The sequence below is a fragment of the Streptomyces sp. NPDC005070 genome (genome assembly GCF_053600395.1).
The window spans coordinates 25,035-47,083 of the sequence record NZ_JBSFZS010000031.1 but is presented as its reverse complement, the minus strand read 5'-3'; the positions used below and the strand labels follow the sequence as shown (position 1 = coordinate 47,083).

Sequence of the window (22,049 nt, the reverse complement as noted above, 5' to 3'; positions counted from 1 at the left end):
GCAGCGCGGATGCGCCGCGGGGCGGTCCCGCGGTGCCGTGGCGTGTCCCGCCGACGGGACACGCCACGGCGCCGCCGGGCGCTTCCGAAGCGGAACTCACCTGCGGATCCTGTGCAGTTCGATGGCCAGCGGTGTGGCGGTGAACATCGAGGAATAGGTGCCCACCGCGAGGCCGATGAGCAGGGCGAGGGCGAAGTCGGTCAGGGTGTCTCCGCCGAGAACGGCCAGTGCGGTGAGAATGAAGGCGGCCCCCATGCCGGTGTTGACGGTGCGGGGCAGCGTCTGCAGGAGAGCCTGGTTGGCGATGCGGGCGAAGGGCCCCTCGCCCTCACGGCGGCCGATTTCCCTGATCCGGTCGAAGACGACGACGGAGTCGTTGACGGAGTAGCCGATGACGGTCAGCAGCGCGGCCAGGAAGACGCCGTCGACGGGCTTGCCGAGCCAGGCGAAGACGCCGATGAGGATCACGACGTCGTGGGCGAGTGCGGCGACCGCGGAGGATCCCAGCAGCCAACGGAAACGTGCCGCGAGATAGACGAGTTGGGCGCCCAGGGCGACCAGCAGGGCGATGAGGGCACCTTGACGAAGTTCCTTGCCGAGACTGGGCCCGATGGCTTCGTCCCGGATCGTGTCGGTCCGGCCTGCCAGTCCGTTGACGGTTTCGGTGACGGCCGCCGCCTGGGCGTCGCTCAACTGCCGGGTGCGGACGGTGAGCTGGTTCTCGCCGGAACTCTGGACGACGGCCCGGGGGAATCCGGCGTCGGCGAGCGCGCTGCGGGCCCGGTCAGGATCGACGGGAGTGGCGGTGGTGTATTCGACGAGACGGCCACCGGTGAATTCGACGCCGAAGTCGAGGCCGCGTACGGCGATCCCGGAAGCGGCGACGACAAGGACGGCGGCGGAGGCGGCCAGCCACCGGCGCGGGTGGCCCATCAGGTTCGGGGCGGTGCGGCCGAGACGATCGCGGACGATGCCGGTGTGGGCGATGCCCGTCAGCCTCGGGCGGCGGTGCAGGCGGGGACGGGCGACCGCGTAGTCGGCCAGGGCACGCGTGATGACCAGGGCGCTGACCATGGAGGCGAGTACGCCGATCCCCAGAGTGACTCCGAACCCGCGCACGGGCCCGGAGGCGAGGAGGAACAGCAGGCCGGCAGCGATCAATGTGGTGATGTTGGAGTCGGCGATCGCGCTGAAGGCCTGGCGGAAGCCGGCGGTCAGCGACGACCGTGGAGTGGGCCGACGGCGAGAGGCGTACTCCTCGCGGGCGCGTTCGAAGACCAGCACGTTGGCGTCGACCGCCATGCCGATGGCGAGGACGAACCCGGCGAGGCCCGGCAGTGTCAGGGTGGCGCCGAGAGCGGCGAGCGCGGCGTAGGAGATCAGTCCGTAGCAGGCCAGGGCCACGGTGGCCAAGGCGCCCATGATCCGGTAGACGGCGATGATGAACAGTGCGGTCAGAGCGGTACCGATCACGGCGGCCCAGGCGCCGGCCGCGATGGCCTCTGCCCCCAGGGTCGCGCCGACGGTGCGCTGTTCGATGGTCTCGACCGGTACCGGCAGGGCGCCGCCGTTGATGAGCAGGGCCAGTTCCTTGGCCTCAGTGTCGTCGAAGGACCCGGTGATCCGGGTGGAGCCACCGTTGATGCCGGACCGGCACGCCACCGACGGATCGACCTGCGGCGAAGAAATGATCTTGTTGTCCAGGACGATGGCGACCCGGCGGGTGGGATCCCCGGTCGCGTGACACGCGGCCTCGCCGGTCAGGCGGGCCCAGCGCCCTTCACCGGCTCCTGTGAAGTCGACGGTCACGTGCCATCCGGCACCGCCCTGCGGGTCGAAGCGGGCGGCCGCCTTGTCCACGTCGTTGCCGGTCAGGGAGGCGTCCCGCAGGCGCAGCAGGGCGCCCGACTCGTCGGGCATCACCTGCTCGCGGGGCCGCTTGGGCAGGGGATCCGATTCGCCGCCGGAGCTGACCCCCGTACCCAGTACCTGGTGGAAGGTGAGCTGGGCGGTGCGGCCGAGCACGTCGGCCGCCTTCCGTGGATCCTGCAGGCCGGGCAGTTCGACGACGATCCGGTCGCTGCCGGAGCGGGTGACGGTGGGTTCGGCGACACCGAGCGCGTCGATGCGGCCGCGCAGCACCTCCACAGTGCGATCCGTGGCGTCGGAGTCGGCATCGGTGTCGGTGTCGGTGTCGGTGGGGACGGTGGGGCGGGTCTCCAGCACGATCTGGGTGCCGCCCCGCAGATCGAGTCCGAGGGTGACGGGCACGGTGAGGGCGACGTACAGGGAAAGTGCGACAGCGGCGAGGGCGATCAGGCCTCTGATGTGCGCGGATCGGTTCACAGGGGGGCCTCCGGCAGGCATGCCGCGGCCAGGACACCGGCCGCGGCCAAGAAAGTGAGGAAGCAGGGAAGGAGGTTCAGATGCCGGAGGGGGAGGGAGGTGCCCGTACCCCGTGACGGTGCGGGGGTTGCCCGGATGCGCAGGGGCCCAGCGCCGAGAGCGGGGGCCGCGCGGGCTGGAGCGGGTTGACGGCCGGGCCGCCGCGTGACGCGCCCGGGACGCAGAGCGGTGGAGCCGGACGCTCGCCGGCGGCATCCCGAAGGTTTCGAACGGAAGCGGCGGTGAGGGCGGGATCCCCATGGTTCGTGTGCGTGTCGCTGTGCACCGACACGACCTCGGCGCCGCGCGCAGTACTGATGGACGCCGTACCGATGAACGCCGTACCGGCGGAGACCGGGCCGACGGACGCCCGAGAGTTCTCGCCGCCCGGAGCGGACAGGCTGAGCACGATGATGAGAGCGGCGAGCAGAATCGCCGGCACCACCGCCGGACCATGGGGGCGGCGCGGAAGGACAGGCACGTACCGGGCCATCCCCGCCCCTTCGGTCTCGATGGTGATCTGACGGCCGCGGTGTCGAGCCTCAGGGCCCCGGTTCGGGGGTAGGGGGCCGGGGCCCTGAGGCGGTCAGGGGGGTTCAGGCCTCGATGAGGCCGACGCGAATCGCGTAGCGGGTGAGTTCCAGCCGGTCCCGCAGGCCGAGTTTGTGCAGCAGGTTCTCCCGATGCCGATGAACGGTCTTGATGCTGATGAAGAGCATCTCGGCGATCTCCTTGGAGGAATGGCCCTCGGCCACGAGCTTGAGCACCTCCTCCTCGCGCGCCGTCAGCACCCGCTCCGGGGGCTCCTCGCCCTGGCGGACACGGTCCAGGTAGTTGCGGACGAGCGCGGTGACCGCGCCGGGATACAGGAAGGGCTCGTCCCGCATGGCGGCCCGGCAGGCCGCCACCAGGTCGCGATCGGCCACGGACTTCAGCACATATCCGCTGGCTCCGGCCTTCAGTGCCTGGAAGAAGTACTGCTCGTTGTCATGCATGGTCAGCATCAGCACCCGCACGTGCGGCTTGAGCGCGAGGAGTTCCCGGGTGGCCTGCAGGCCGGTCATCCGGGGCATGGCGATGTCCATCACGGCCAAGTCGACGTCGTGGGTGCGGGCCAGGTCGATGGCCTCCGCACCGTCCCCGGCCTCGGCGACGACCTCGAGGTCCGGCTCCCGGTCGAGGATGAGCCGGACACCGCGACGTACCAGCGCGTGGTCGTCGGCGAGGAGGATGCGGATCACGGAGGTGTGGGGCGTGCTCATGGCTGCTTCCTGACGAGGGGCACGGTCAGCCGGACCTGTGTGCCGGCCCGCGGTGGAGAGGTGACGTCCAGCGTGGCCCCGATCAGCAGGGCCCGCTCGCGCATGCCGCGGATTCCCGCCCCTTCGCGGGCGACTCCGTTTCCGCGGCCGTCGTCGACGACGGCGAGCACGACGGCCTCTTCGGTGTGGCGGAGGCTCACCTCGACCTGGCTCGCCTCGGCATGGCGGGCCGCGTTCGTCAGGGCTTCCTGGGCGACGCGGTACAGCACCAGCTCCGTCTGCGGGTCCAGCACCGGCAGGCCGGTGTCGAAGCGGCGCACCACGCGCAGCCCGACGTGTGTGGAGAACTCTTCGGTCAGCGAGGTCAGGGCACTGATCAGACCGAGGTCCTCCAGCACGCCCGGCCGCAGACGACGCGCCAGACGGCGCACCTCGTCCAGGCTCCCCCGGGTGATCTCCTGCACTTGCCGCAGCTCACCGCGCAGGGGCTCGTCCGCGTCGTCGGCGGCCCGCTCCAGCGCGAGCAGGATCGCGGTCATGCTCTGACCCACCTCGTCGTGCAGTTCCTGTGCGATGCGGCGCCGCTCCGCTTCCTGTGCGAGCAGGACGCGGGCGCTGCTGGAGGCACGTTCGTGCTCGAGGCGGTCGAGCATCGCGTTGAAGGTGCGGATCAGTTCGGCGGTCTCGCCGCGGCCCCTTTCCGGCAGCCGCTGCCCGGGGCGCAGCAGATCGACGGTGGCCATCAGACGGGTGAGCCGGTCGAGCGGGGCCAGGCCGATCCGCAGCATGGCCGCGTTGGCGACCAGCATGACGACCAGGCCGGCCACGAGGATGACCGCCTCGGTCAGCACCACGGGCACGGAGACGGTCACGGGAGCCCACAGCAGCAGCGCGGTGGCGCTTCCCAGCACGACCGCGTTCAGCGCGAAGACCCGCCAGAACAGGGACACCCCGATGACGCCTTTCTCTGTGTGACACGGCTGTGTGCGACAGGGCCCTGTCTCTGCGGTCGGTCACCGCACATTCCGAAGATGAGCCGCGGCCACCGGTCCTGACCGGCCCACTGCCAGGCTGCCCGCTTCCTGGACCAGCGTCGATGGGCATCAATGCCCATTTCCTGGACCTGTGGCGCCCAGGCCGCGATGGGGTCCAGGACAGGCAGGAGATGGGTATCGCTCCCGATGGTTTCCGCGTGGCCTTGCGACGACGGTGAAGGCATGAACCACAGCCGCCCTCCCCCGGTCCCCGCTCCCCCGGCCCTCGCTCCCCCGCCGATGCGCCTCCCGGCGCGACCCGCCTCCCCGTCGAAGGAAGGAACCACCATGTCACTCGATACGCCCCAGGCCGGAACCCGCCGTGAGCGGCTGACGGCGCACGAGGCCGTCCAGCGCCTCGAACACGAACGTTCCTCCCGCCTGTTGCAGCTACGTGCCATGGGCGAGGTCGCGGCGGGCGGGCAGGAGCAGGCGATGGTCGCGCAGAAAGAGACCGTCAAGCGCGTACTCACCGAGGTCGAGGCCGCCTTCGCCCGGGTCCGGGACGGCAGCTACGGCGTCTGCCGGAACTGTTCCGAAACGATCCCGGTCGAGCGTCTGGAAATCCTGCCCCACACGCCGTTCTGCGTCCCCTGCCAGCGTAACGCCGGCTGACAACCGCCCGCCCGCACTGCCCGGGGGTGAATGGGTGAACCACCAGATCATCGACGACCGCGATACGGCTCTGTCCCCCGAGGACTTCGCCGCACTGCGCGAGAACCTGCGCGAGCAGCTCCTGTTCCGCCGGGAGCAACTGCAGCAGCTCTCGGACGCCGCGACCCGTGCCGACGCGTTTCTCGACCGGCGGACCGGCGCCCAGATGGAGGTCCGCGTCAAGCTCGCGGCCTCCGCGGCCATGGTCCTGACCGACGTCGAAGCCGCCCTCGCACGGATGGACCGGGGCCAGTACGGAATCTGCCACCTGTGCCGCAGGCCCATGGCCCGCGAACAACTGATGATCGTGCCGCAAGCGCGCTACTGCGGCCGGTGCCAACACGTCCGGGAGGCCAGACGGTGACGATTCCACAGGGGCCCGGCCCCGCGCCCGTCCGGCACCGCACGTGGTCCCGGGGCCGGCCGTATGCCGGTATCGCCCTCGACCTGGGCAGCGCCCGCACGCGTGCCTGGATGTCGGGGCGGCGCATGATCCTCGACGTGCCCACGGTGACCTTCCCCGGCACCGGCGCCACCTACCCCATCCGGCGCGGCACCATCGTCGACGCACCCGGAACCGCCCGGATGCTGAACCGGCTGCTCGGCCATCGCCTGCCCCGCTTCGGCCGTCCGCTGGTCGTCCTGACCACGCCCGTACTGGGGGGAATCGCCTACCGGGCCCAAGCCCGCACCGCGGTCGACATCCTGCGCCCGCGTTCGGTCCTGACCGTCCCGACCGCGCGCGCCGTGGCCATCGCCGCCGACGCCGACCCGACCTGTCCCCTGCTCGTCGTGGACATCGGCGCGCACCTCACCGAGGTCACGCTGCTCGCCGACGGCGCGGTGACCGACGCGCGCCACACCGCCCTGGGCACCAGCGACCTGGACAGCCGCACCCCGCCCGCGAGGATCACCGAGGCGGTCGTCGCCATGGTGACCACCATGCTGGAGCAGGACCACACCTCGGAGACGTTCGAGGCCCTGCACCGGGGCGCCCTCCTCGCCGGGGGCGGCGCGCTGCGGCCCGACATCACCTATCGCCTCGCCGACCGACTGCACGCGCCGGTCCAGCCCGTCCCCGCGCCGCACACCGCGGCGGTCCGCGGCGCCGCGAAACTCCTGCAGGCCGCCCGGGCCCACCCCTCCGCAGACCCCGCACACCTCCACTAGCCCACCCGCGTCCTCCTCCCGTGGGGGCGTGCGGAGGGCCGGAACAGGCCCAGGCGGGCGTTGTGCTCGCGTTGCCGCTCGGCCACGGCACGGGCCGGCTTCAGGACGAGCCGCTGCAGCCGCCGCGCGGCCTCGAGGTGGTCGGCGGTCCACACGACCCGGATGGCGGTCGGTGACTGCTCGCTCTTCTCGTCGCCGAGGTCACGCTCGACCGCTTGGATCAGCCGTTCGTCGGCCCCGACGTCCCTGGGCTGCGCCTCGGGAACGTCGCCGAACCCCGTCATGGCGTTCGCCGCCGCCTCGTACCAGGAGAGCAGCGCGTCCCCCGAGCGATCGATCTCCGAGCGTGCGGCGGTACGGTCGGCACCCGACTGCCCCTGGTCCCGCTCCCACAGGTCGAGTACGGCGTCGGCGGTGAGCCGGAGCACGGCGACGGCGGTCACCAGAGTGGTGACGTCGGTCAGCGGAAGGTGCTTGGTGCCGCGTTCCGCGAGGAACCCGCGGAAGGCGTCGTCCAGCCGCCTGGCCGCCGCCGCGGCACGGTAGCGCTCCTCGTCCGGGAGCGGAGCGGTCCGTACGAGGCTGTCGCAGCGGGTCACGCCGTAGGCGATCGCGCCGCGCAGATACCGGGTGCTCTCCGAGAACCCCTCCGCGAGGGCGTGGCCGAGGAGGGGCGCGGCGCCGCGGGGCCAGAACAGCGTTCCCACGACGACACTCACGGCGCATCCGATCGCGACGTCCTCGATCCGCACGATGCCCACGGTCCAGCCGACGGGTTCGAGGAGGTTGAACAGGATCAGGATCGAGACGGTGAAGCCGGCCTGACCCGCGGCGAAGGAGATGGTGGCCGGTGCGAGGCCGGTGAAGAGCACGGCGATGGGGAGCAGGATCCACAGGAACGTGGTGTTCGATCCGATCAGGTAGATCAGGCCACCGCCGATGATGATGCCGACCGCGGTGCCGGCGATCGCCCGCAGCGAGTTCTGCCCGGTCAGCACGGCGCTGGAGCGCAGAACGGCCAGGGTTCCGAAGGCCACCCAGAAGCTGTGCTGCACACCCGACTGCTCCGCGACCAGCACGGCGAGAGCCAGGGCGATCGCGCCGCGGACACTGTTGCGCAGCCACGCCGAATGCCGCTCGGTGTGCGCACCGGCGCGTTCCTGGGCCGAGGCCAGGGTCGCGGTGGCGCCTTCGGGGCGTTGCCCGATGAGCCGCTGCCACAGGGTGCGCCCGCGCGCCGCGAGGATCAGCTCGACGTTCCTGGCGATGGCGGAGACGGCGAAGCTCATCTCCTGAGCGCGGAAGCTCGGTTCCAGCGAGCTCACGAAGCGTGTCGTGGTCGTACCGGGCCGGATGTCGGCGTGGGGCTGCCCGGCCTGGCGGCCATCGGTGGTGACCGGCCGGAACGAGGTGACGGTGTTCTCCATGGCCGACCGGGTCAGGGCGAGGCGATCCTGCAACGGGGTCAGGTGTCCGGGCTCCTGGTCGTCCGTCGCGGACAACGCCTCCGCGCTCGCTCGCAGCAGATCCGCGGCGGCCGTCTTCACCCCGCAGACGACCGCGTCCGAGGGGGTCGCCTTCTCGCCCACGGACACGCGGTCCAGGATCGTGGCGAGCAGCAGCACCTCGTCGACCAGACGGATCAGGACGCGGGTGGACGTGGAGAGACCGGTCGGCCGGTAAGGGGTGGCGAAGTACGCCTCGCGCAGCGCCGTCACCGCGTCCTTCGCCTCGCTCGCGATCGCGCCGAGCGCCGTGCGGTCCGCCGTGCCGAAGCCGCCCAGAACGCAGTCCGCCTCGGCCCTGAGCTGCACGGCCAGCGCTCGGCACGCGTTCGCGGTGGCGTTGCGCAGCGGCTCGCGCACCGGAGCGGGCCACAGCAGCCGGACGGCGAGGAGCGAGGTCGCACCGGCCAGACCCCAGCCGGCGAGCCGGTCCGGGATCGCCTGCGCCGTCCCGGGGAGGGTCGCGGCCAGCACGAAACTCACGAGCAAGGAGGTGGAGGCACCCGCCAGGGCCGAGCTGACCACACCGGAGAACAGCACGAGGAAGCTGACGACCGCCGTGGCAAGGGTACACAGCCATACCTCGCGGGAGACCAGCGTGCCGAGGGAGATCAGCACGGCTCCCGTCACGACGAGTGCGGCCTGTTCGATGAGCCGGTCGCGCATGGGCCCCGCGAACTCCACGAACAACAGCATCGCGATCGACCCGAACGCCGCGAAGAGCGGGACGACCGGACTGTCCGTGATCGCGATCGCGACGGCGAAGAGCGCGGGAGCGACGATCGCGGCTCTGACAGACCTGCGGAGCGCGGTCAGACCCGCGTCGCGCCGAAGCAGGGACCGCAGGACGTTCACAGCAGACGCCTCCCAGACAACATCCGGTCTCTCACACGTCAGGTCACTCTGACAGCTCGGCCTTTGACAACACGTCAGGCTCCGGCTCCTGGAGGGTCGCGCGACACTCAGGTCAGGTCAGGTCAGGTCAGGTCAGGTCAGGTCAGGTCAGGTCAGGTCAGGTCAGGTCAGGTCAGCAGGCGTACCCGGCCTTGGCTGAGCTCGTCGAGCATCCGCTCACGCGTGACGTTCCGGTCAGCCCGGCAGCCGGTCCTCCGGACCGGTTCCGCCGTGAAGCCGGCGCGGCCCTCACGGAGAGGAGAACGCGCCTCGAGCGCCGTTGCCTGCGGTCGTTGTCACATGCCCGCCGCGGGATCGCCGTCGCCGAGGCCTATCCACCAGTGCCCGTCATCCTTCACCAGGAGCAGTTCCTGCCGCTGACCGGTTTCCTGGTACGTCACTGTCACCGTGTTGAAGTAGCTGACGACTCCCTCCCGTACGGTGACTTCGACGTGGCCGCCCGCCGCCTGACCGTACTCGCGCACGTACTCGGCCGCGGCAGGCCCGGGCCGCTTGTAGGCGGGCCCGGCGAGCTCCGCGATTCCCTTCGCGTCGCCGTCCTTGAGCCGCTGGACATAGACCCGTACGACAGTGTCGACGTCCTCGGCCGTCTCCTGTACGTCGGCGTACGTGGACTTCTCCGCTCGCACCGTCACGTCGACCCTGGGAGCGTCGGCCATGGCATAGGGCTCGGAGAACCCGTGCAACCACACGGCTGCGGTGATCCCGACGACCAGCAGGCCGCTGCCGACTGAAAGGACCAGTCTTTTCATATACGCCTTTCTCCAGTACCAGTTGCACGTGACGCGATGAACGAGCATTCGGTTCCCGCGCGAAGACGCCAGCCGCCCTTCCGTGAGCCGACATGGTGCCGCACGCCGTCAGTGGTCACCGCGCGATCCGCTGGTGTGGGCGAAGCGACCCCCGGTGTTATTCAATGAGGTGTGCGGTCAGGGATCTCGGTGCCCCGACGCACGGGTCCGAGTACAGCCCCGGCGCTGTGCCGGGGATTGCTGAGAGAGCCTCATGGACTCCACACCCTCCCCCTCACCCTCTTCGCCGTTCGACCTGGTCAGCAGCGCCCTGGGGCGCTACATCCCGCACGGCGGAGCGGCAGCGGCGGCCGGTTCCGCGAACGCGCGGGGCGACCGCGCCACCCGCCGACGCGTACCCGACGACCCGGCAGCCGACCGTCAGGATCAGATTCTCGGCGTGGTCAGTCTGGACAGGGATCTGACCATCACCCGCAGCAATCTGGACGCCCCCGTATTCGCGGGTCTGAACGCCGTGGCCGGGAGTCCTTTCGCCGATCTCCTGCCCGCCGGGGACGTACCGACGGTCACACGGCGGTTGCGGCAGGTCCTCGAGATCGGTGAGGCGCACGTCGCCCGGATCCAGCGCCTGCGGCGCGGCGACGGGTCGGAGCTGGTGGTCTCGCTGAGCATCCTGCCCGCCGCGTCGCCTCAGGAGGGCTTGACCGTCTCCGTGATCGCCATGGCCAGGAGGCTGCACCTGTACGCGGCCGAGACCGCGATCGGCACCTCGCTGGACATCGGCGAGACCGCGCAGTCGCTGGCGGAGTCCCTGCTGGCCTGGGGAGACGTGGCCGCCGTCGACCTCGACTTCGCCGTGTGGACGGGAGAGGGAGTCACCGAGCAGGCGCAGGGGCGCATCCGGCTACGGCGGGCAGCCCTGGTGCCGGACCGTGCGTGGCCCGAGGGTTACGTGACTCCGGGCGGCGATCTTCCGAGCGACGCGAGTCGCCTGCTGGCCCAGGCGGTACGGCGGGACGATGCCCCGCAGCCCATCGTCATCCCCGACCGGGAAGCGGTCGAGCGGCTGCTCGGCAGTCAGCGAGTGATCCGTGCCCTGGTGCCCGTTGACCGGTCGGCGAGTGTGGCCTGCGTACCGCTGGTCCTGGACGGTACGCCACCCGTCGTGCTGGGCCTGGCAGAGGTCTGGCGGCGGGCGGACCGCCCCTTCCGCGACAGCGAGTTGTTCGACCTGCAGGAACTGGTGGCCAGGACCGCCCATCACGTCGACCTGGCCCGTCAACACCAGCGCGAGCACACCCAGGTGCTGGCGTTGCAGCGCCGGCTGCTGCCCCGGACCGGCGGCCACACCATGGAGATCGCCAGCGTCTACCAGCCCGCCACCCCCGACAGCGCGGGCGTCGGCGGCGACTGGGTGAACAGCTTTCCGCTGCCGGACGGCCGTACCGCGCTGGTGGTCGGTGACGTCGTCGGGCACGGCCTGGGAGCCGCGGCAACCATGGGCCAGCTGAGCATGGAGGCCCGCGCGCTGCTGTCCGCGGGACTGGCACCCGACGAGGTGCTGGAGCACCTGGACGAGACCGTGACGCTGCTGGACGACGCGGAGTCCGGGCTGGCGGCCGGCTACAGCGCGCTCGGCTCTACCTGCTGCATCGTCCTCTACGACCCGGTCAGCCACCGCGTGGCGCTCTCCAGCGCGGGCCACCTCCCGCCGGTCCTGGTGCTTCCGAACGGGCACGCAGGCCCGCTCGCGGTCCGCCCTCATCCCGGCCTGGGCGCCGAGTTCGCGCTGCGGGAGCCGTTCGCCGTGCATACGTTCGACGCACCCCCGGGCTCCCTGCTCGCCCTCTACACCGACGGCCTGGTGGAGGATCCGGCCCTGCCGATCGACGAGGGCATCAGCAGGCTGGCGGATGCCGTGTCCACGGTGCACCCCTGGGATGCCCTGCAGCAGGCCGCACGGCACGTCGTCTCGGCGCTGGCGCCCGTGCGCCGGCGCGACGACGTGACCCTGCTGCTCGCGCGCATGATCGGCTACCACAAGGAAGACACCGCGACCTGGCGGCTGCCCGCTCGCGACGACGCGCCCGCCCGTGCCCGCGCGCACGTCTCGGCGCTGCTGCGGCAATGGCATACCAGGAGCGACACCCAGGACGACGTGTCGCTGCTGGTCAGCGAGCTGGTCACGAACGCGGTGCGCTTTGCCGCCGGTCCCATCACGGTACGACTGATCCGGGCCGGTGGTCACGGCCTGCTGTGCGAGGTGGGCGACACCGGCAACGGCAGGCCGCGTCTGGGCCGGGGCGGCCTCCTCGACGACGGCGGGCGTGGCCTGCGCATCGTGCACCGGCTCACCACCCGGTGGGGGGTGCGGTGGACGGACACCGGCAAGGTGGTCTGGGCGGACGTCGCAAGATGACGCGGCTGCGGGGCGCGGCCGGGCATACGCGAACGCGGCGAGGGCAGGGGCGGCGCGCGCGTCAGCCGAGGCCACCGACGGTACGGACGGCGCCCCCAGCGGTACCGGTGGCGTGACCGGCGATGCGGGTGGCCCGTTCGCTGCCACGGGTGGCGCGGGCTCGCACTACAGCCACTCCCCTTCCAGGGCGGTTGCGGTGAGGCCCGGTGCCGCCGCGTACAGGACGGCGCGACTGCCCGACTTCTGTCCGGCGTCGTGCGCCCGCCTCAGGATGTCGAACACGGCGGCGCCTCCGCGGTTGCCGCTGGTGTAGCTGTCCCGGCTGTAGTCCAGCAGCCCGGACGGCCACGCGTCGGGCATCGTCTGCTCCATGTACTCCAGCACCCGGGTCCCGCCGGGGTGCGCGAGCAGCACGTCGGGGTGCCAGGAGTCGGGGTCGTCCTGGTAACGGAGGCGCAGCCACTCCCACATCGCGGTGACCGTCTCCTGTACGGCCCGCGGCCCGCGCCGGTCCATCACGAAGTGGGTGCCGTCCGCCCGCGTTTCCAGGCAGTGCAGGTCCTGGGTGTCGGGCACGGTGTGGTGCCAGGCCGCGTCCAGCCGCAGCACCGACTCGCGCCTCGGGCGGCCCGTGACCACCGTCGCGACCGCGGTGTCCGCGAACAGCAACCGGACGATCAGGGACTCGAGGGTGTCGTCCGCGGGCTGGTAGGTCGTGCTCAGCGCCTCCGCGATCACGACCAGGACCACCCGATCGGGGTCCGCGGCCACGAGATCAGCAGCCAGGGCCAGGGAGCGGGTCCCCGCGACACAGGCCCACTGCGTGGCCGGCAGCAGCATCACGTCGTTGCGGAGCGCAAGCTTGTTGGCCAGGGCGATGTCCAGACCGGGCAGCGCCGGGGTGGTGGAGTGACTGGTGATCAGGCAGTCGACGTCCGCGGCGTCCAGCCCGGCGATCTGCAGGGCCCCGCGCGCCGCACGCTCCCCGTAGGACTGCACGGCCTCCCAGGCGGGCGCGGTGCGCTCCTGGACGGTCTGCGGCGCGGGTATCGCCTCGAGGGCGGCGATCGCGCGGTCCACGTCCTGCGGGGTGAACCCGTCGCGTGCCAGCGCCTCTTGGGCGGTCCCGACGCCGACCGCCTGCAGGCCGCTGCCGGCGCCGGGCGCGACGGCGGTCTCCAGCGGCAGCATCCACCCGCGGGTCTCGATGCCCGTACTGGCCGCGATGCCGTCGATCCGCGACGCCCACGCCGCATGCGGGTGCCGGTCGCGTACCTCCGCCACGATCTGACTGGTCTCCACGGCGTGCTCGCCGTGTATCACGGCAGGAGGACAGAGGTAAGCGGCCATGATGAGCACCTTTCCGGGGGAACAAGGAGGAACGTCACGAGGGTTGCGTCATGGGCCGCTTCGGAACTTCGCGCCCATGCCGACGGGCTCCACTTCGGGAGTCGCTGTCCAGGTCGAGCATGGACGCGAAACGGACATTTCCGCTGTGACCAAGCCAACTTGGGCGGCCTTTGGAGGGCGTGATACGGCACACACACCGCTGAAGCAGAGGGGCCCTCGGAGCGGTTCCACAGGTCTTACCTGACTTACCGTCAGTCGGGGGGTGCCTGGTCCGGGCGCGCACCGCCGCCGGGCTGGAGGTGTTCGCCGAGCGCGGTTGCATCGACGCAGGTCTCACCGAGATCGCCACCCGCTGCGGTATCCCGGTGGGCAGCCTCTTCCAGCAAGTTCACGGGAGCGTGGTCAGCACCAAGTCGGCACGGGAGCCGACGCCTCACCGGCGAACAGGTTGTCCTTCGCTGCCACGCGCGGGTCCGGTGGTCCTCGATCAGCCGCGCCGGAGAACATGAAGACCGCCCGAGCGGCGGAGTCGGCGAGGGGGCGCCCGTCGGGGCTCCGCAGGACGGCCTGCTGCCGGCAGGCCATGGCAACGCGCGGCGGCCGGACCGCCGCGCTGTGCGGAGGTCTCACGGCGCGCCGGCAGGCCGGTCCTCATGCCCGGTCGGACACCTCCAGCTGGGTGGCCATGAGGCGGACGATTTCCGTCTGGTGCTGGGCCAGGAAGAAGTGGCCGCCGGGGAAGACCTTCAGCATGAAGGGGCCGTCGGTGTGCCCGGACCAGGCGGCGGCCTCCTCCACGGTGACCTTCGGGTCGTCGTCGCCGACGAGGCAGGTCACGGGGCAGCGCAGGGGCGGCCCGGGTTCCCAGACGTAGGTTTCGGCTGCGCGGTAGTCCGCCCGGATGGCCGGGAGGATCATGCGCAGGACTTCCTCGTCGCCCAGCAACTGGTGGTCGGTGCCACTGAGGCCGCGCATCTCGGCGACGAGACCGTCGTCGTCGCGCAGGTGGACGGTCTCGTCGCGGTGCGTGGACGGGGCACGGCGGCCGGAAGCGATGAGGGCGGCGGGTATGACGCCCCGCTCCTGCTCCAGCCGTCGGGTGATCTCGTAGGCGAGGGAGGCGCCCATGCTGTGGCCGAACAGGGCGATGGGGCGGTCGGTCCAGGGCCGGAGTGCCTCGTAGACCTTGTCGGCGAGCGCCGGTACGGAGTCCAGGAGCGGTTCGCCGCGGCGGTCCTGGCGGCCGGGGTACTGCACGCACAGCACGTCGACACTGTCGGGCATGGACCGGGACAGGGGGAAGTAGAAGCTGGCGGAGCCGCCCGCGTGGGGCAGGCAGACCAGCCGGACGCGACTGTCGGGGCGCGGGTGGAACCTGCGGATCCAGAGGTGGTTGTCCTCGGTGAGCGGGGAGTTCACGGAATCGTTCCTTTGCGGTTCGGGTTCGGCCGCCCACCGCGGCGGGCGTTCACCGGAGGGAGAGGGGCGGGGTCGGGCTCCGCCCCTCTCCTGGTCAGGAATCCGCGACGTCCTCCTTGAGGATGCGCTCGACGTTCCGCTCCGCCAGCGCCGTGATGGTCACGAACGGGTTGACGCCGATGCTGCCGGGGATGAGCGAGCCGTCGGTCACGTAGAGGTTCTTGTATCCGGCGACGCGGCCGTAGTCGTCGGTGGCCTTGCCGAGGACGCAGCCGCCGAGCGGGTGGTAGCAGAAGTCGTCGGCGAAGGCCTTGATCTGCTTGCCGAAGAGGTCGTACCGGTAGATGGTGGCGTTGGCCCTGTTGACGCGATCGAACAGCGACTTCGCGGCGGCGACCGCGGGCGCGTTCTGGTCCCGGGTCCAGCGCAGGTCCGCCCGGCCCTTGGCGGCGTCGTAGACGAAGGTGCCGCGCTCCGGGTTCTTGGTGATGGCCAGGTAGAGGCTGGCCCAGGTCTCGACACCCGCCGGCAGGGGGGCGATCTCGGCGAAGACGGGGGCGTCCGGGTTGTCCCAGTCGTCGATGCCGAGGGCGGGGATCGACGACTGCTTGGTGCCCGTGGGGTTCCACATGTGGTTGGCGCGGGCGGTCATGATGTTGCCGTTGGGGCCCCAGCCTCCGCCGATCTCGGAGCTGAGGTTCGGAAGAGTGCCGGTCTCCCGGGCACGCAGCAGCAGTTCGGTCGAGCCGAGGCTGCCGGCACCGAGGAAGAGGTGGCGGCAGGCGACCTCCTTGGTCGCGAGCAGCTTGCCGTCGGTGTCCCTCTGTTCGACCGTCAGCAGGTACGTGCCGTCGTTCTGCTGACGGATCGTCTTGACCTCGTGCAAGGTCTCGATGGTGACCTTGCCGGTGCCCAGGGCGGCCGCCAGGTAGCTCTTGTCGAGTGAGACCTTGCCGTGGTTGTTGCCGTAGATGACCTCGGCGGCCAGCGCGGACTTGGGCACCGCACCGTCCGCCTCACGGCGCATGTAGTCCCAGTCGTAGACGTTGGGCACGAAGGTGGTGCTCAGGCCCGCGTTCGAGGCCTGCCGGCGCGAGACACGCGCGAACGAGTACCAGTCGGTCTGCTCGAACCAGCTCCTGTCGATGCTGTTGACCCGGAGGGTGGAGTTCGCGCGGGGGAAGTACTTGGTGTACATCTCGTCGGCGTCGACCTGGGGCAGCACCTCCTCGAAGTACGAGCGCCGGGGCGTGACCGCCATGCCGCCGTTGACGAGCGAGCCGCCGCCGACGCCGCGTCCCACGTACACGGACATCTGGTCGAAGTTGACCCGGTCCAGTACACCCGCGTAGGGCTCGATGTCCCGGTTGGCGAGGTCGAGCCACAGGAAGGAGCCGAGCGGCGCCTCGGTGCGGGTCTTGAACCAGCTGGAGCGCTTGTCGGGCTTGAGCATTCCGGAGAACACGTTGCCGTCCGGACCGGGCTGGTTCCACAGCCGGCCCATCTCCAGCATCAGGGTGGGGACCCCCGCTTCGCCGAGACGCAGGGCGGAGACGGCCGCGCCGTAACCGGTGCCGACCACGACGGCGGGGACGAACGTGCCGCCGGAACCACTGGTTGCGGTGGCAGCGGCCGCCCGGGCGGCGGTGATCGTGGTCTGCCCCGCGAGCGCGGCGGCGCCCAAGGCCGCCACTCCGAGCATGCGGCGACGCGACAGAGGCTGGTGTGCAATCACGCTGTGTCTCCTGAGCTTCGGAAAGAGGAAAGACGAATCGGAAGGCCGGCCGGGGCGGCCTGGGATGCAACGAACCGTGCGGAGACCGCGCGAAGGCCACGAAATCCGGATCGGGTGGGCAGACCCTGTGGAGGCCGCGCCCGGGGGCTCGGTTGCCCGCGCCCGGAAGAGGGCGTTTCGGTACGGCCCGCTCCTGGGCGCGGGCCGTGCTCACGCATGTCGTCAGGCGTCCGCCGGGCCGGGCAGGAGAGGGCAGGACGCGGCCGGTTCGGGCCGTCCCGGCGCCCCGGAGCCTGTGGTAGGCGCCGGTGAGGTGCTCGTCCACCGTGCGTGCACGCACGCGAGCCGCTCCGCCATGTGCTTGCCGGAACCGGGTGAGCGGCGAGTCCGGCGACCCCGCGTCCGGCCCGGGTGAAGGCTGCCACGGCCACCCGCGCACGGGTGCCCGGCGCGTGCCCCGTGCCCGCTCACTTCACGAAGTCGTCCACGACCTGGGGCGGCCAGGTGCCGACCTTGAGTACGCCCAGTGAGTAGGCGCGGGAGACCAGCGCGGCGCGGTTGGGCACCTTCAGCTTCCGCAGCAGGCAGGTCACGTGGTACTCGACGCCCTGCCTGCTGAGGTAGAGGCTTGCCGCCAAGGGGACGGTGGAGACGCCGGCAGCGATGCCTTCGAGGATGCGCGCGTCCATCGCGGAGAGGATCTTCTTGCGTCTGGTCACCACAGGTGTCTGCTCGGCGTCCCCGGCCGTGGGCATCATGACCAGGATCGCGGTCGTGTCGGGCAGGACGCCGCGCACCGCGACCGCGGTGAGGGGAACGGTGAAGGCGGACTCCGCGCCGGGTCCCACGGCGATGACGGGCGTGACGAATCGCTGGTGTTTCCCTTCCAATAAATTGAATAATTGACGTATCAACGGCTGCTGCACGCTCGGGTGCACGACGTCACGGAAATTGCGACCGCATATGTCCTCGGACGATCCGTTGAACTGCCTGAAGAACTCCTGGTTCGCCTGCTGGATGGTCAAATTTTTATCGAGGCTCGCCATGCACAGGCCCGGAGTTGCAGGTGCTGGACTCAGCAAGAGATGCCTCCCCCGTCAGGAAACATGGGCGAAATGAACTCGGACGCTGGCGAACGGCCGTGAAGGCTGTCGGCAGGGGCGTCATCGGCCCTGGGACCAGCGGTAACACCAGATGTCGAACATCGTGCGTCACGACCCTTGCGGGGTTCTGGTCGAGCCGCTGACGGCACCTTGCCGCCGCCCGCCGTCGTTTTCCGGCCCCCATGTCGAAATCCTTGCCGGACACCTGACGCTTTCTTGCCAATCGACGGAGCTCCGGCTTGGAGGGCATCGTTCGCCATGTCAGGATCCACGGAAGAAGGTGTGAGACCAGCCAGCTCGAACCGTCCGGCAGCTATATCCGCAAGCACGATGAGGACCGTTCATGCCTTTACCTCCGCCCGCAGACGTGTCACCCGGGACGACCGGCCGGGCTGAGCTCCTCCTGAGCGTTCTGGGGCCCATGTCGGCGCGATACGACGGGCATGACCTGCCGCTCGGCCCGCCACGTCGGCGAACCCTGCTCGCCCTGCTGCTCATCCGCCTCGGCCGCGTGGTGCCCACCGAGCTGCTCGTCGAGGAACTGTGGGGTGACCGAGCACCCCGACACGCCGTCGCCACCCTCCAGAGCCACGTCTCCCATCTGCGGCGGTCCCTGCGCACAAAGACGGGAACAGGCCAAACTTCGGTGCTGCGTCATCGGACACCGGGCTACGTCCTCGATCTCGATCCCGAACAGGTCGATGCCTGCCGCTTCGAGCGTCTGGTCACCGACGGACGGCGGCTGCTGGAGCAGCGCGATCCGAGCGCCGCGCACGCACGGCTCACCGAGGCCCTGGGGCTGTGGCACGGCTCGCCGTACGCGGAGTTCGACGGCCATCCGCCGCTCAGCGACGAGTGCACCCGACTCGAACAGATCCGGCTCACCGCCGTCGAGTCCCGCGCCGAGGCACGGCTGGCTCTCGGCGCGGCCGAGGAGGTGGCCGCCGATCTGGACGGGGAGGCGCGCCGTCATCCCACGCGGGAGCGGCTGGTCGGCCACCTCATGACGGCACTGTCCCGGCTCGGGCGGCAGGCCGAGGCGCTTGAGGTGTACGAGCGAACGCGCAGTCACCTGGTCGAGGAGTTCGGCGTGGACACCGCGGCCGAACTGCGCCGGGTCAGAAGCGCGATCCTGCGCCAGGAGCCGGGAGCGAGCACCCCCTCGAAGAAGCTGTCTCCCCCACCGCTCGGGTCCACGGGAGCGTCGTACGTCCCGCCGGTGACGAACGAGACCGGTGACGTCGGAGTACGGAACTCCGAGGGCTCGCAGGGCTTCGGGGGCTCCTGGAACGGCGGGACGGCCGTCACGGTCGGGGGGTACGACCCGGCGGTGGCACCCGGCGGCGCCGACGGAACGGACGAGTCCGGCACGGCCGTCGAACGCGAGGGGATCGCGGGAACCGACGCGCGCCCGAGGGCGCGAACCGATGTGCCGCCGGGCTCGCGGGCGGATGCCGCCGGCCCGCGGACCGGGTCGTCCCGGTTGCCGCCCGTACCCGGACCGGAACACGAGCCGGCTGCCGCCCGGGAAGCCGTGGAATCCCCGGAGTTCGAGTCGGGGTGGGCACCTGCCCCCTCGCCGTTCACCGGCCGTAGCCAGGAGCTCGACCGCCTGACGACCGCCGCCGCGAGCGCGGTCGTGGGCCACGGTCATGTGGCCGGTGTCCTCGGGCCCCCAGGAGTCGGGAAGACCCGCTTACTGCTCGAACTCGCGGCACGTCTGGAGAGCATGGACGCGCACGAGGGGGGCTCCAGGCTGGAGGTGCTCTGGAGCCACTGCTTCCCGGGCGAGGGCGTGCCCGCCTACTGGCTGTGGACGCAGATCCTGCGACGGCTGTCCGCGACCCGGCCGGATGCCTTTCGCGAGGCGACGGAACCGTTCGGCGCCCTGCTCGCCCCACTGATGCCCGAGCGGTCGGCGGCCCGGCCCGAAGGCCCGGGTTGGGCCTCCGACTGGTGCCAGGCCCGCTTCCTCGCCCACGATGCGGTCTGCGAGGTGCTGCTCGCCCTCGCCGGGCAACACCCGCTCGTCCTGCTCCTCGAAGATCTGCAATGGGCGGACACCGCCTCCCTCGACCTGCTCAGGCTGCTGAGCACCCGCTGCCAGGGTCATCCGATCAGCATCGTGCTCACGGCGCGGGCGTTCGAGGCCGAGTCGGACGCGACGCTGCGCCGGATGGTCTCCGAGGTGCTGCGCGGCCCCAGGACGGAGACGCTGCGGCTCGGCGGGCTGTCCCTGCAGGCGGTCGGGGCCCTCGTCGAGGCACACGCAGGACCTGGCGTGGACCCGAAGGTCGTCGAGGTGCTGCACCGGCGCAGCGAAGGCAACCCGTACTCGGTGATCCAGCTTCTCTCCCTCGTGGACGATGCGCGTAAGCTCCGTCGCCCGGACGCCGTCGACACGCTCCTGGCTCACATACCCACCGGAGTACGCGAGGCCCTGCACCAGCGGTTCGCCGCGCTGCCCGAGCCGGTCCTGCGGGTGCTTCACCTGTGTGCCGTCATCGGCGCCGAGGTGGACACCGACCTGTTGCACCGGACCGCCACGCACGACGAGCCGGTCGTCGCGGGTCTTGAGTCGGCCATCCGTGCCGGCCTGCTCGGGGAGGACCCGCACCATCCGGGGCGGCTGCACTTCGCCCATGCCCTGGTCCAGGAGACGCTCGTCGACGAGCTCCCCCGTGAGGACCGCCACCGTCTGCACGCCAGGGTCGCCGACGCGCTGTGCGCGCGCAGGCGCGGGCAGGTGGGGGACGAGGAGATCGAGCGGGTGGCGCATCACAGCTGGCACGCCAAGAGTGCGCTGCCCGCAGCCGAGGTGCTGCCTCGGCTGCTGCTCGCCGCGGAACACGCCGAGCAGTCCATGGCGTACGAGCAGGTGGAGATCTGGCTGCGCCGCGCCGTGCACCTGGTCGGCTTCCTGCCGCCGGACGATCCCGCCACCAGGAGGCTGGAACAGGACCTGCACATCCAACTCGGCCAGGTACTCGCCACCACTCGCGGCTACGGCCACCCCGAGGCCGAGACGGCACTGACGCGCGGTCGCGGCCTCAGCACGGCCGCTCATGCCCCCGAGGACCCGTCGGTGCTCTGGGCGCTGTGCACGGCGTACCTGGTCACCGGCCGCTACGACGCCTCGCGGCAGTTCTCCGGCCTGCTGCGGGAGATCTCGCGGCAGACCTGGGAGCCCCTGGCGGCGCTCGGTGCGGCGTACGGCGAAGGCATCGTGCTGCATGTGCGCGGAATGCTCCCCCAGGCACTCGCCGAACTGGAGCGCGGCGTCGGCATAGCGGATCGTTTCGCCAACGAGGATCACGCGCTGGCGCGAACCTTCCAGCACGACCCGCGCGTCTCCTGCCGCTCCTACGACACCTTCACCCACTGGCTCCTTGGACACCGGCAGACCGCCGGCACGCGCCGACGTGAGCTGTTGAGCCTCACCCAGTACGAAAGCAGGCCGTCCGACCGCTCCTTCGCGCTGTACGTGGACGGGGTCGTGGCGGCTTGGGAGGGTGACACCCGCACCGCACTCGCCTCCAGCGACGAGGGCGTCCGCGTCGCGGGCGAATACGGACTGCTCTACTGGAAGGCCATGCTGGGCGTCGTCAAAGGGTGGGGCCTGGCGCACGCGGGACATCACGACGACGGCCTCGCCCTCATGCACACCTCACTGGCCGAACTGGGCCAGTCCAGGACGTACTTACGCCACCCGCTCCATCTGGGCCTGCTGGGCCAGGCGCAACATCACGGCGGGCGGATCGAGGAGGCGAGGAACACCTTCCGGGAGCTGCTGGCCGCCGTCGAACAACGCCGCGAGCGCGTGTACCTCCACCCGGCACTGCCCGCGACCCCACTGCTCCACGAACTGCTGGGCCACGGTGCCGACGGCGCGCTCACGGGACGGGGCCCGGGACGGGTCGGGCCCGGCTCCGGCCGACGAGCGTGATGGATGCGTGCTCTGCCTCGTCGGTCGACTCGTCCCGTTCCATGTCCCCGTGACGCACCCCTGCGGGATTCGGCAAGCCGTGGCCCTGGCCACCCGGCTCCCGGAGAACCACCACGCGCACGGTTGCGGACGCGGACCCCGAGCCTCACGGCCGATGCCGCTCAGTCCTCGTGGATCGCCACCGCCTGTACCGGACAGGCCATGGGGACGTCGTGCACACGCGGGTCCCCCGCCCCGTCCTCATGTCCCGGGACCAGGGCGACCAGCGCGTCGTCGTCCTGGGTGAAGACGCCGGGTGCGGTCATGACGCACTGGCCGGAGCCGATGCACCGGTCACGGTCGACGGTGATGCGCATGGTGTGGCTCGCCTCGCTTCCTTCTGTTCCTTCCGCCCGGGCCC

The 22,049-nt window shown here is 71.0% G+C and carries 15 protein-coding genes; 5 read left to right on the top strand and 10 right to left on the bottom strand.

The genetic code is table 11. The annotated features are described in order from the left end of the window. Positions 1 to 96 precede the first annotated feature (96 nt). The 3 genes from secD to ACWEBX_RS13430 form a co-directional block, all read right to left on the bottom strand. Complete coding sequence (gene secD, locus ACWEBX_RS13440) at positions 97 to 2,367, bottom strand: protein translocase subunit SecD (RefSeq protein WP_451885003.1); 2,271 nt, start codon at positions 2,365 to 2,367, stop codon at positions 97 to 99. 614 nt (positions 2,368 to 2,981) lie between these two features. Then, positions 2,982 to 3,647 carry a response regulator gene (locus ACWEBX_RS13435; RefSeq protein WP_451885002.1) on the bottom strand — a complete coding sequence of 222 codons (666 nt, stop codon included), beginning with the start codon at positions 3,645 to 3,647 and terminating at the stop codon, positions 2,982 to 2,984. Beyond that, positions 3,644 to 4,597, bottom strand: coding sequence for a HAMP domain-containing sensor histidine kinase (locus ACWEBX_RS13430; RefSeq protein WP_451885001.1), 954 nt, complete (start codon positions 4,595 to 4,597; stop codon positions 3,644 to 3,646). The genes ACWEBX_RS13435 and ACWEBX_RS13430 overlap by 4 nt, the downstream gene beginning before the upstream one ends. A gap of 372 nt (positions 4,598 to 4,969) precedes the next feature. On the opposite strand from ACWEBX_RS13430, the gene ACWEBX_RS13425 reads away from it, so the two are divergent. From ACWEBX_RS13425 to ACWEBX_RS13415, 3 genes are read left to right on the top strand one after another with little or no spacing between them, the layout of a single operon-like run. Then, a complete protein-coding gene (locus tag ACWEBX_RS13425; RefSeq protein WP_451885000.1) occupies positions 4,970 to 5,296 on the top strand; it encodes a TraR/DksA family transcriptional regulator in 327 nt (108 codons plus the stop codon). 34 nt (positions 5,297 to 5,330) lie between these two features. Continuing rightward, positions 5,331 to 5,699: a TraR/DksA family transcriptional regulator gene (locus tag ACWEBX_RS13420; RefSeq protein ID WP_451884999.1), complete on the top strand. Its 369-nt coding sequence runs from the start codon at positions 5,331 to 5,333 to the stop codon at positions 5,697 to 5,699. Then, positions 5,696 to 6,505, top strand: coding sequence for a hypothetical protein (locus tag ACWEBX_RS13415; protein ID WP_451884998.1), 810 nt, complete (start codon positions 5,696 to 5,698; stop codon positions 6,503 to 6,505). The genes ACWEBX_RS13420 and ACWEBX_RS13415 overlap by 4 nt, the downstream gene beginning before the upstream one ends. On the opposite strand, the gene ACWEBX_RS13410 is transcribed toward ACWEBX_RS13415, so the two are convergent. Both ACWEBX_RS13410 and ACWEBX_RS13405 read right to left on the bottom strand, forming a co-directional pair. Next, complete coding sequence (locus ACWEBX_RS13410; protein WP_451884997.1) at positions 6,502 to 8,865, bottom strand: FUSC family protein; 2,364 nt, start codon at positions 8,863 to 8,865, stop codon at positions 6,502 to 6,504. The genes ACWEBX_RS13415 and ACWEBX_RS13410 overlap by 4 nt on opposite strands. A gap of 335 nt (positions 8,866 to 9,200) precedes the next feature. After that, positions 9,201 to 9,677: a hypothetical protein gene (locus tag ACWEBX_RS13405; RefSeq protein WP_451884996.1), complete on the bottom strand. Its 477-nt coding sequence runs from the start codon at positions 9,675 to 9,677 to the stop codon at positions 9,201 to 9,203. 253 nt (positions 9,678 to 9,930) lie between these two features. On the opposite strand from ACWEBX_RS13405, the gene ACWEBX_RS13400 reads away from it, so the two are divergent. Continuing rightward, positions 9,931 to 12,096 (top strand): SpoIIE family protein phosphatase, encoded by a 2,166-nt coding sequence (locus ACWEBX_RS13400; protein ID WP_451884995.1) that lies wholly within the window; start codon positions 9,931 to 9,933, stop codon positions 12,094 to 12,096. 165 nt (positions 12,097 to 12,261) lie between these two features. Here ACWEBX_RS13400 and ACWEBX_RS13395 read toward each other — a convergent pair whose 3' ends face one another. The 4 genes from ACWEBX_RS13395 to ACWEBX_RS13380 form a co-directional block, all read right to left on the bottom strand. Continuing rightward, positions 12,262 to 13,446 (bottom strand): type III polyketide synthase, encoded by a 1,185-nt coding sequence (locus tag ACWEBX_RS13395; protein WP_451884994.1) that lies wholly within the window; start codon positions 13,444 to 13,446, stop codon positions 12,262 to 12,264. A 651-nt stretch (positions 13,447 to 14,097) separates the two neighbouring features. Further along, positions 14,098 to 14,865, bottom strand: coding sequence for a thioesterase II family protein (locus tag ACWEBX_RS13390; protein ID WP_451884993.1), 768 nt, complete (start codon positions 14,863 to 14,865; stop codon positions 14,098 to 14,100). Positions 14,866 to 14,959: 94 nt separating this feature from the next. Further along, a complete protein-coding gene (locus ACWEBX_RS13385) occupies positions 14,960 to 16,567 on the bottom strand; it encodes a GMC oxidoreductase (protein WP_451885013.1) in 1,608 nt (535 codons plus the stop codon). 500 nt (positions 16,568 to 17,067) lie between these two features. Beyond that, positions 17,068 to 17,625, bottom strand: a complete 558-nt coding sequence (locus ACWEBX_RS13380; RefSeq protein WP_451884992.1) for a LuxR C-terminal-related transcriptional regulator — start codon at positions 17,623 to 17,625, stop codon at positions 17,068 to 17,070. A gap of 499 nt (positions 17,626 to 18,124) precedes the next feature. Between ACWEBX_RS13380 and ACWEBX_RS13375 the strand changes: the two genes are divergently transcribed. Beyond that, positions 18,125 to 21,649: a BTAD domain-containing putative transcriptional regulator gene (locus ACWEBX_RS13375; RefSeq protein WP_451884991.1), complete on the top strand. Its 3,525-nt coding sequence runs from the start codon at positions 18,125 to 18,127 to the stop codon at positions 21,647 to 21,649. 161 nt (positions 21,650 to 21,810) lie between these two features. On the opposite strand, the gene ACWEBX_RS13370 is transcribed toward ACWEBX_RS13375, so the two are convergent. Beyond that, entirely contained in the window at positions 21,811 to 22,005 is a 195-nt protein-coding gene (locus tag ACWEBX_RS13370) for a ferredoxin (RefSeq protein ID WP_451884990.1), read from the bottom strand. Positions 22,006 to 22,049: the final 44 nt, after the last annotated feature.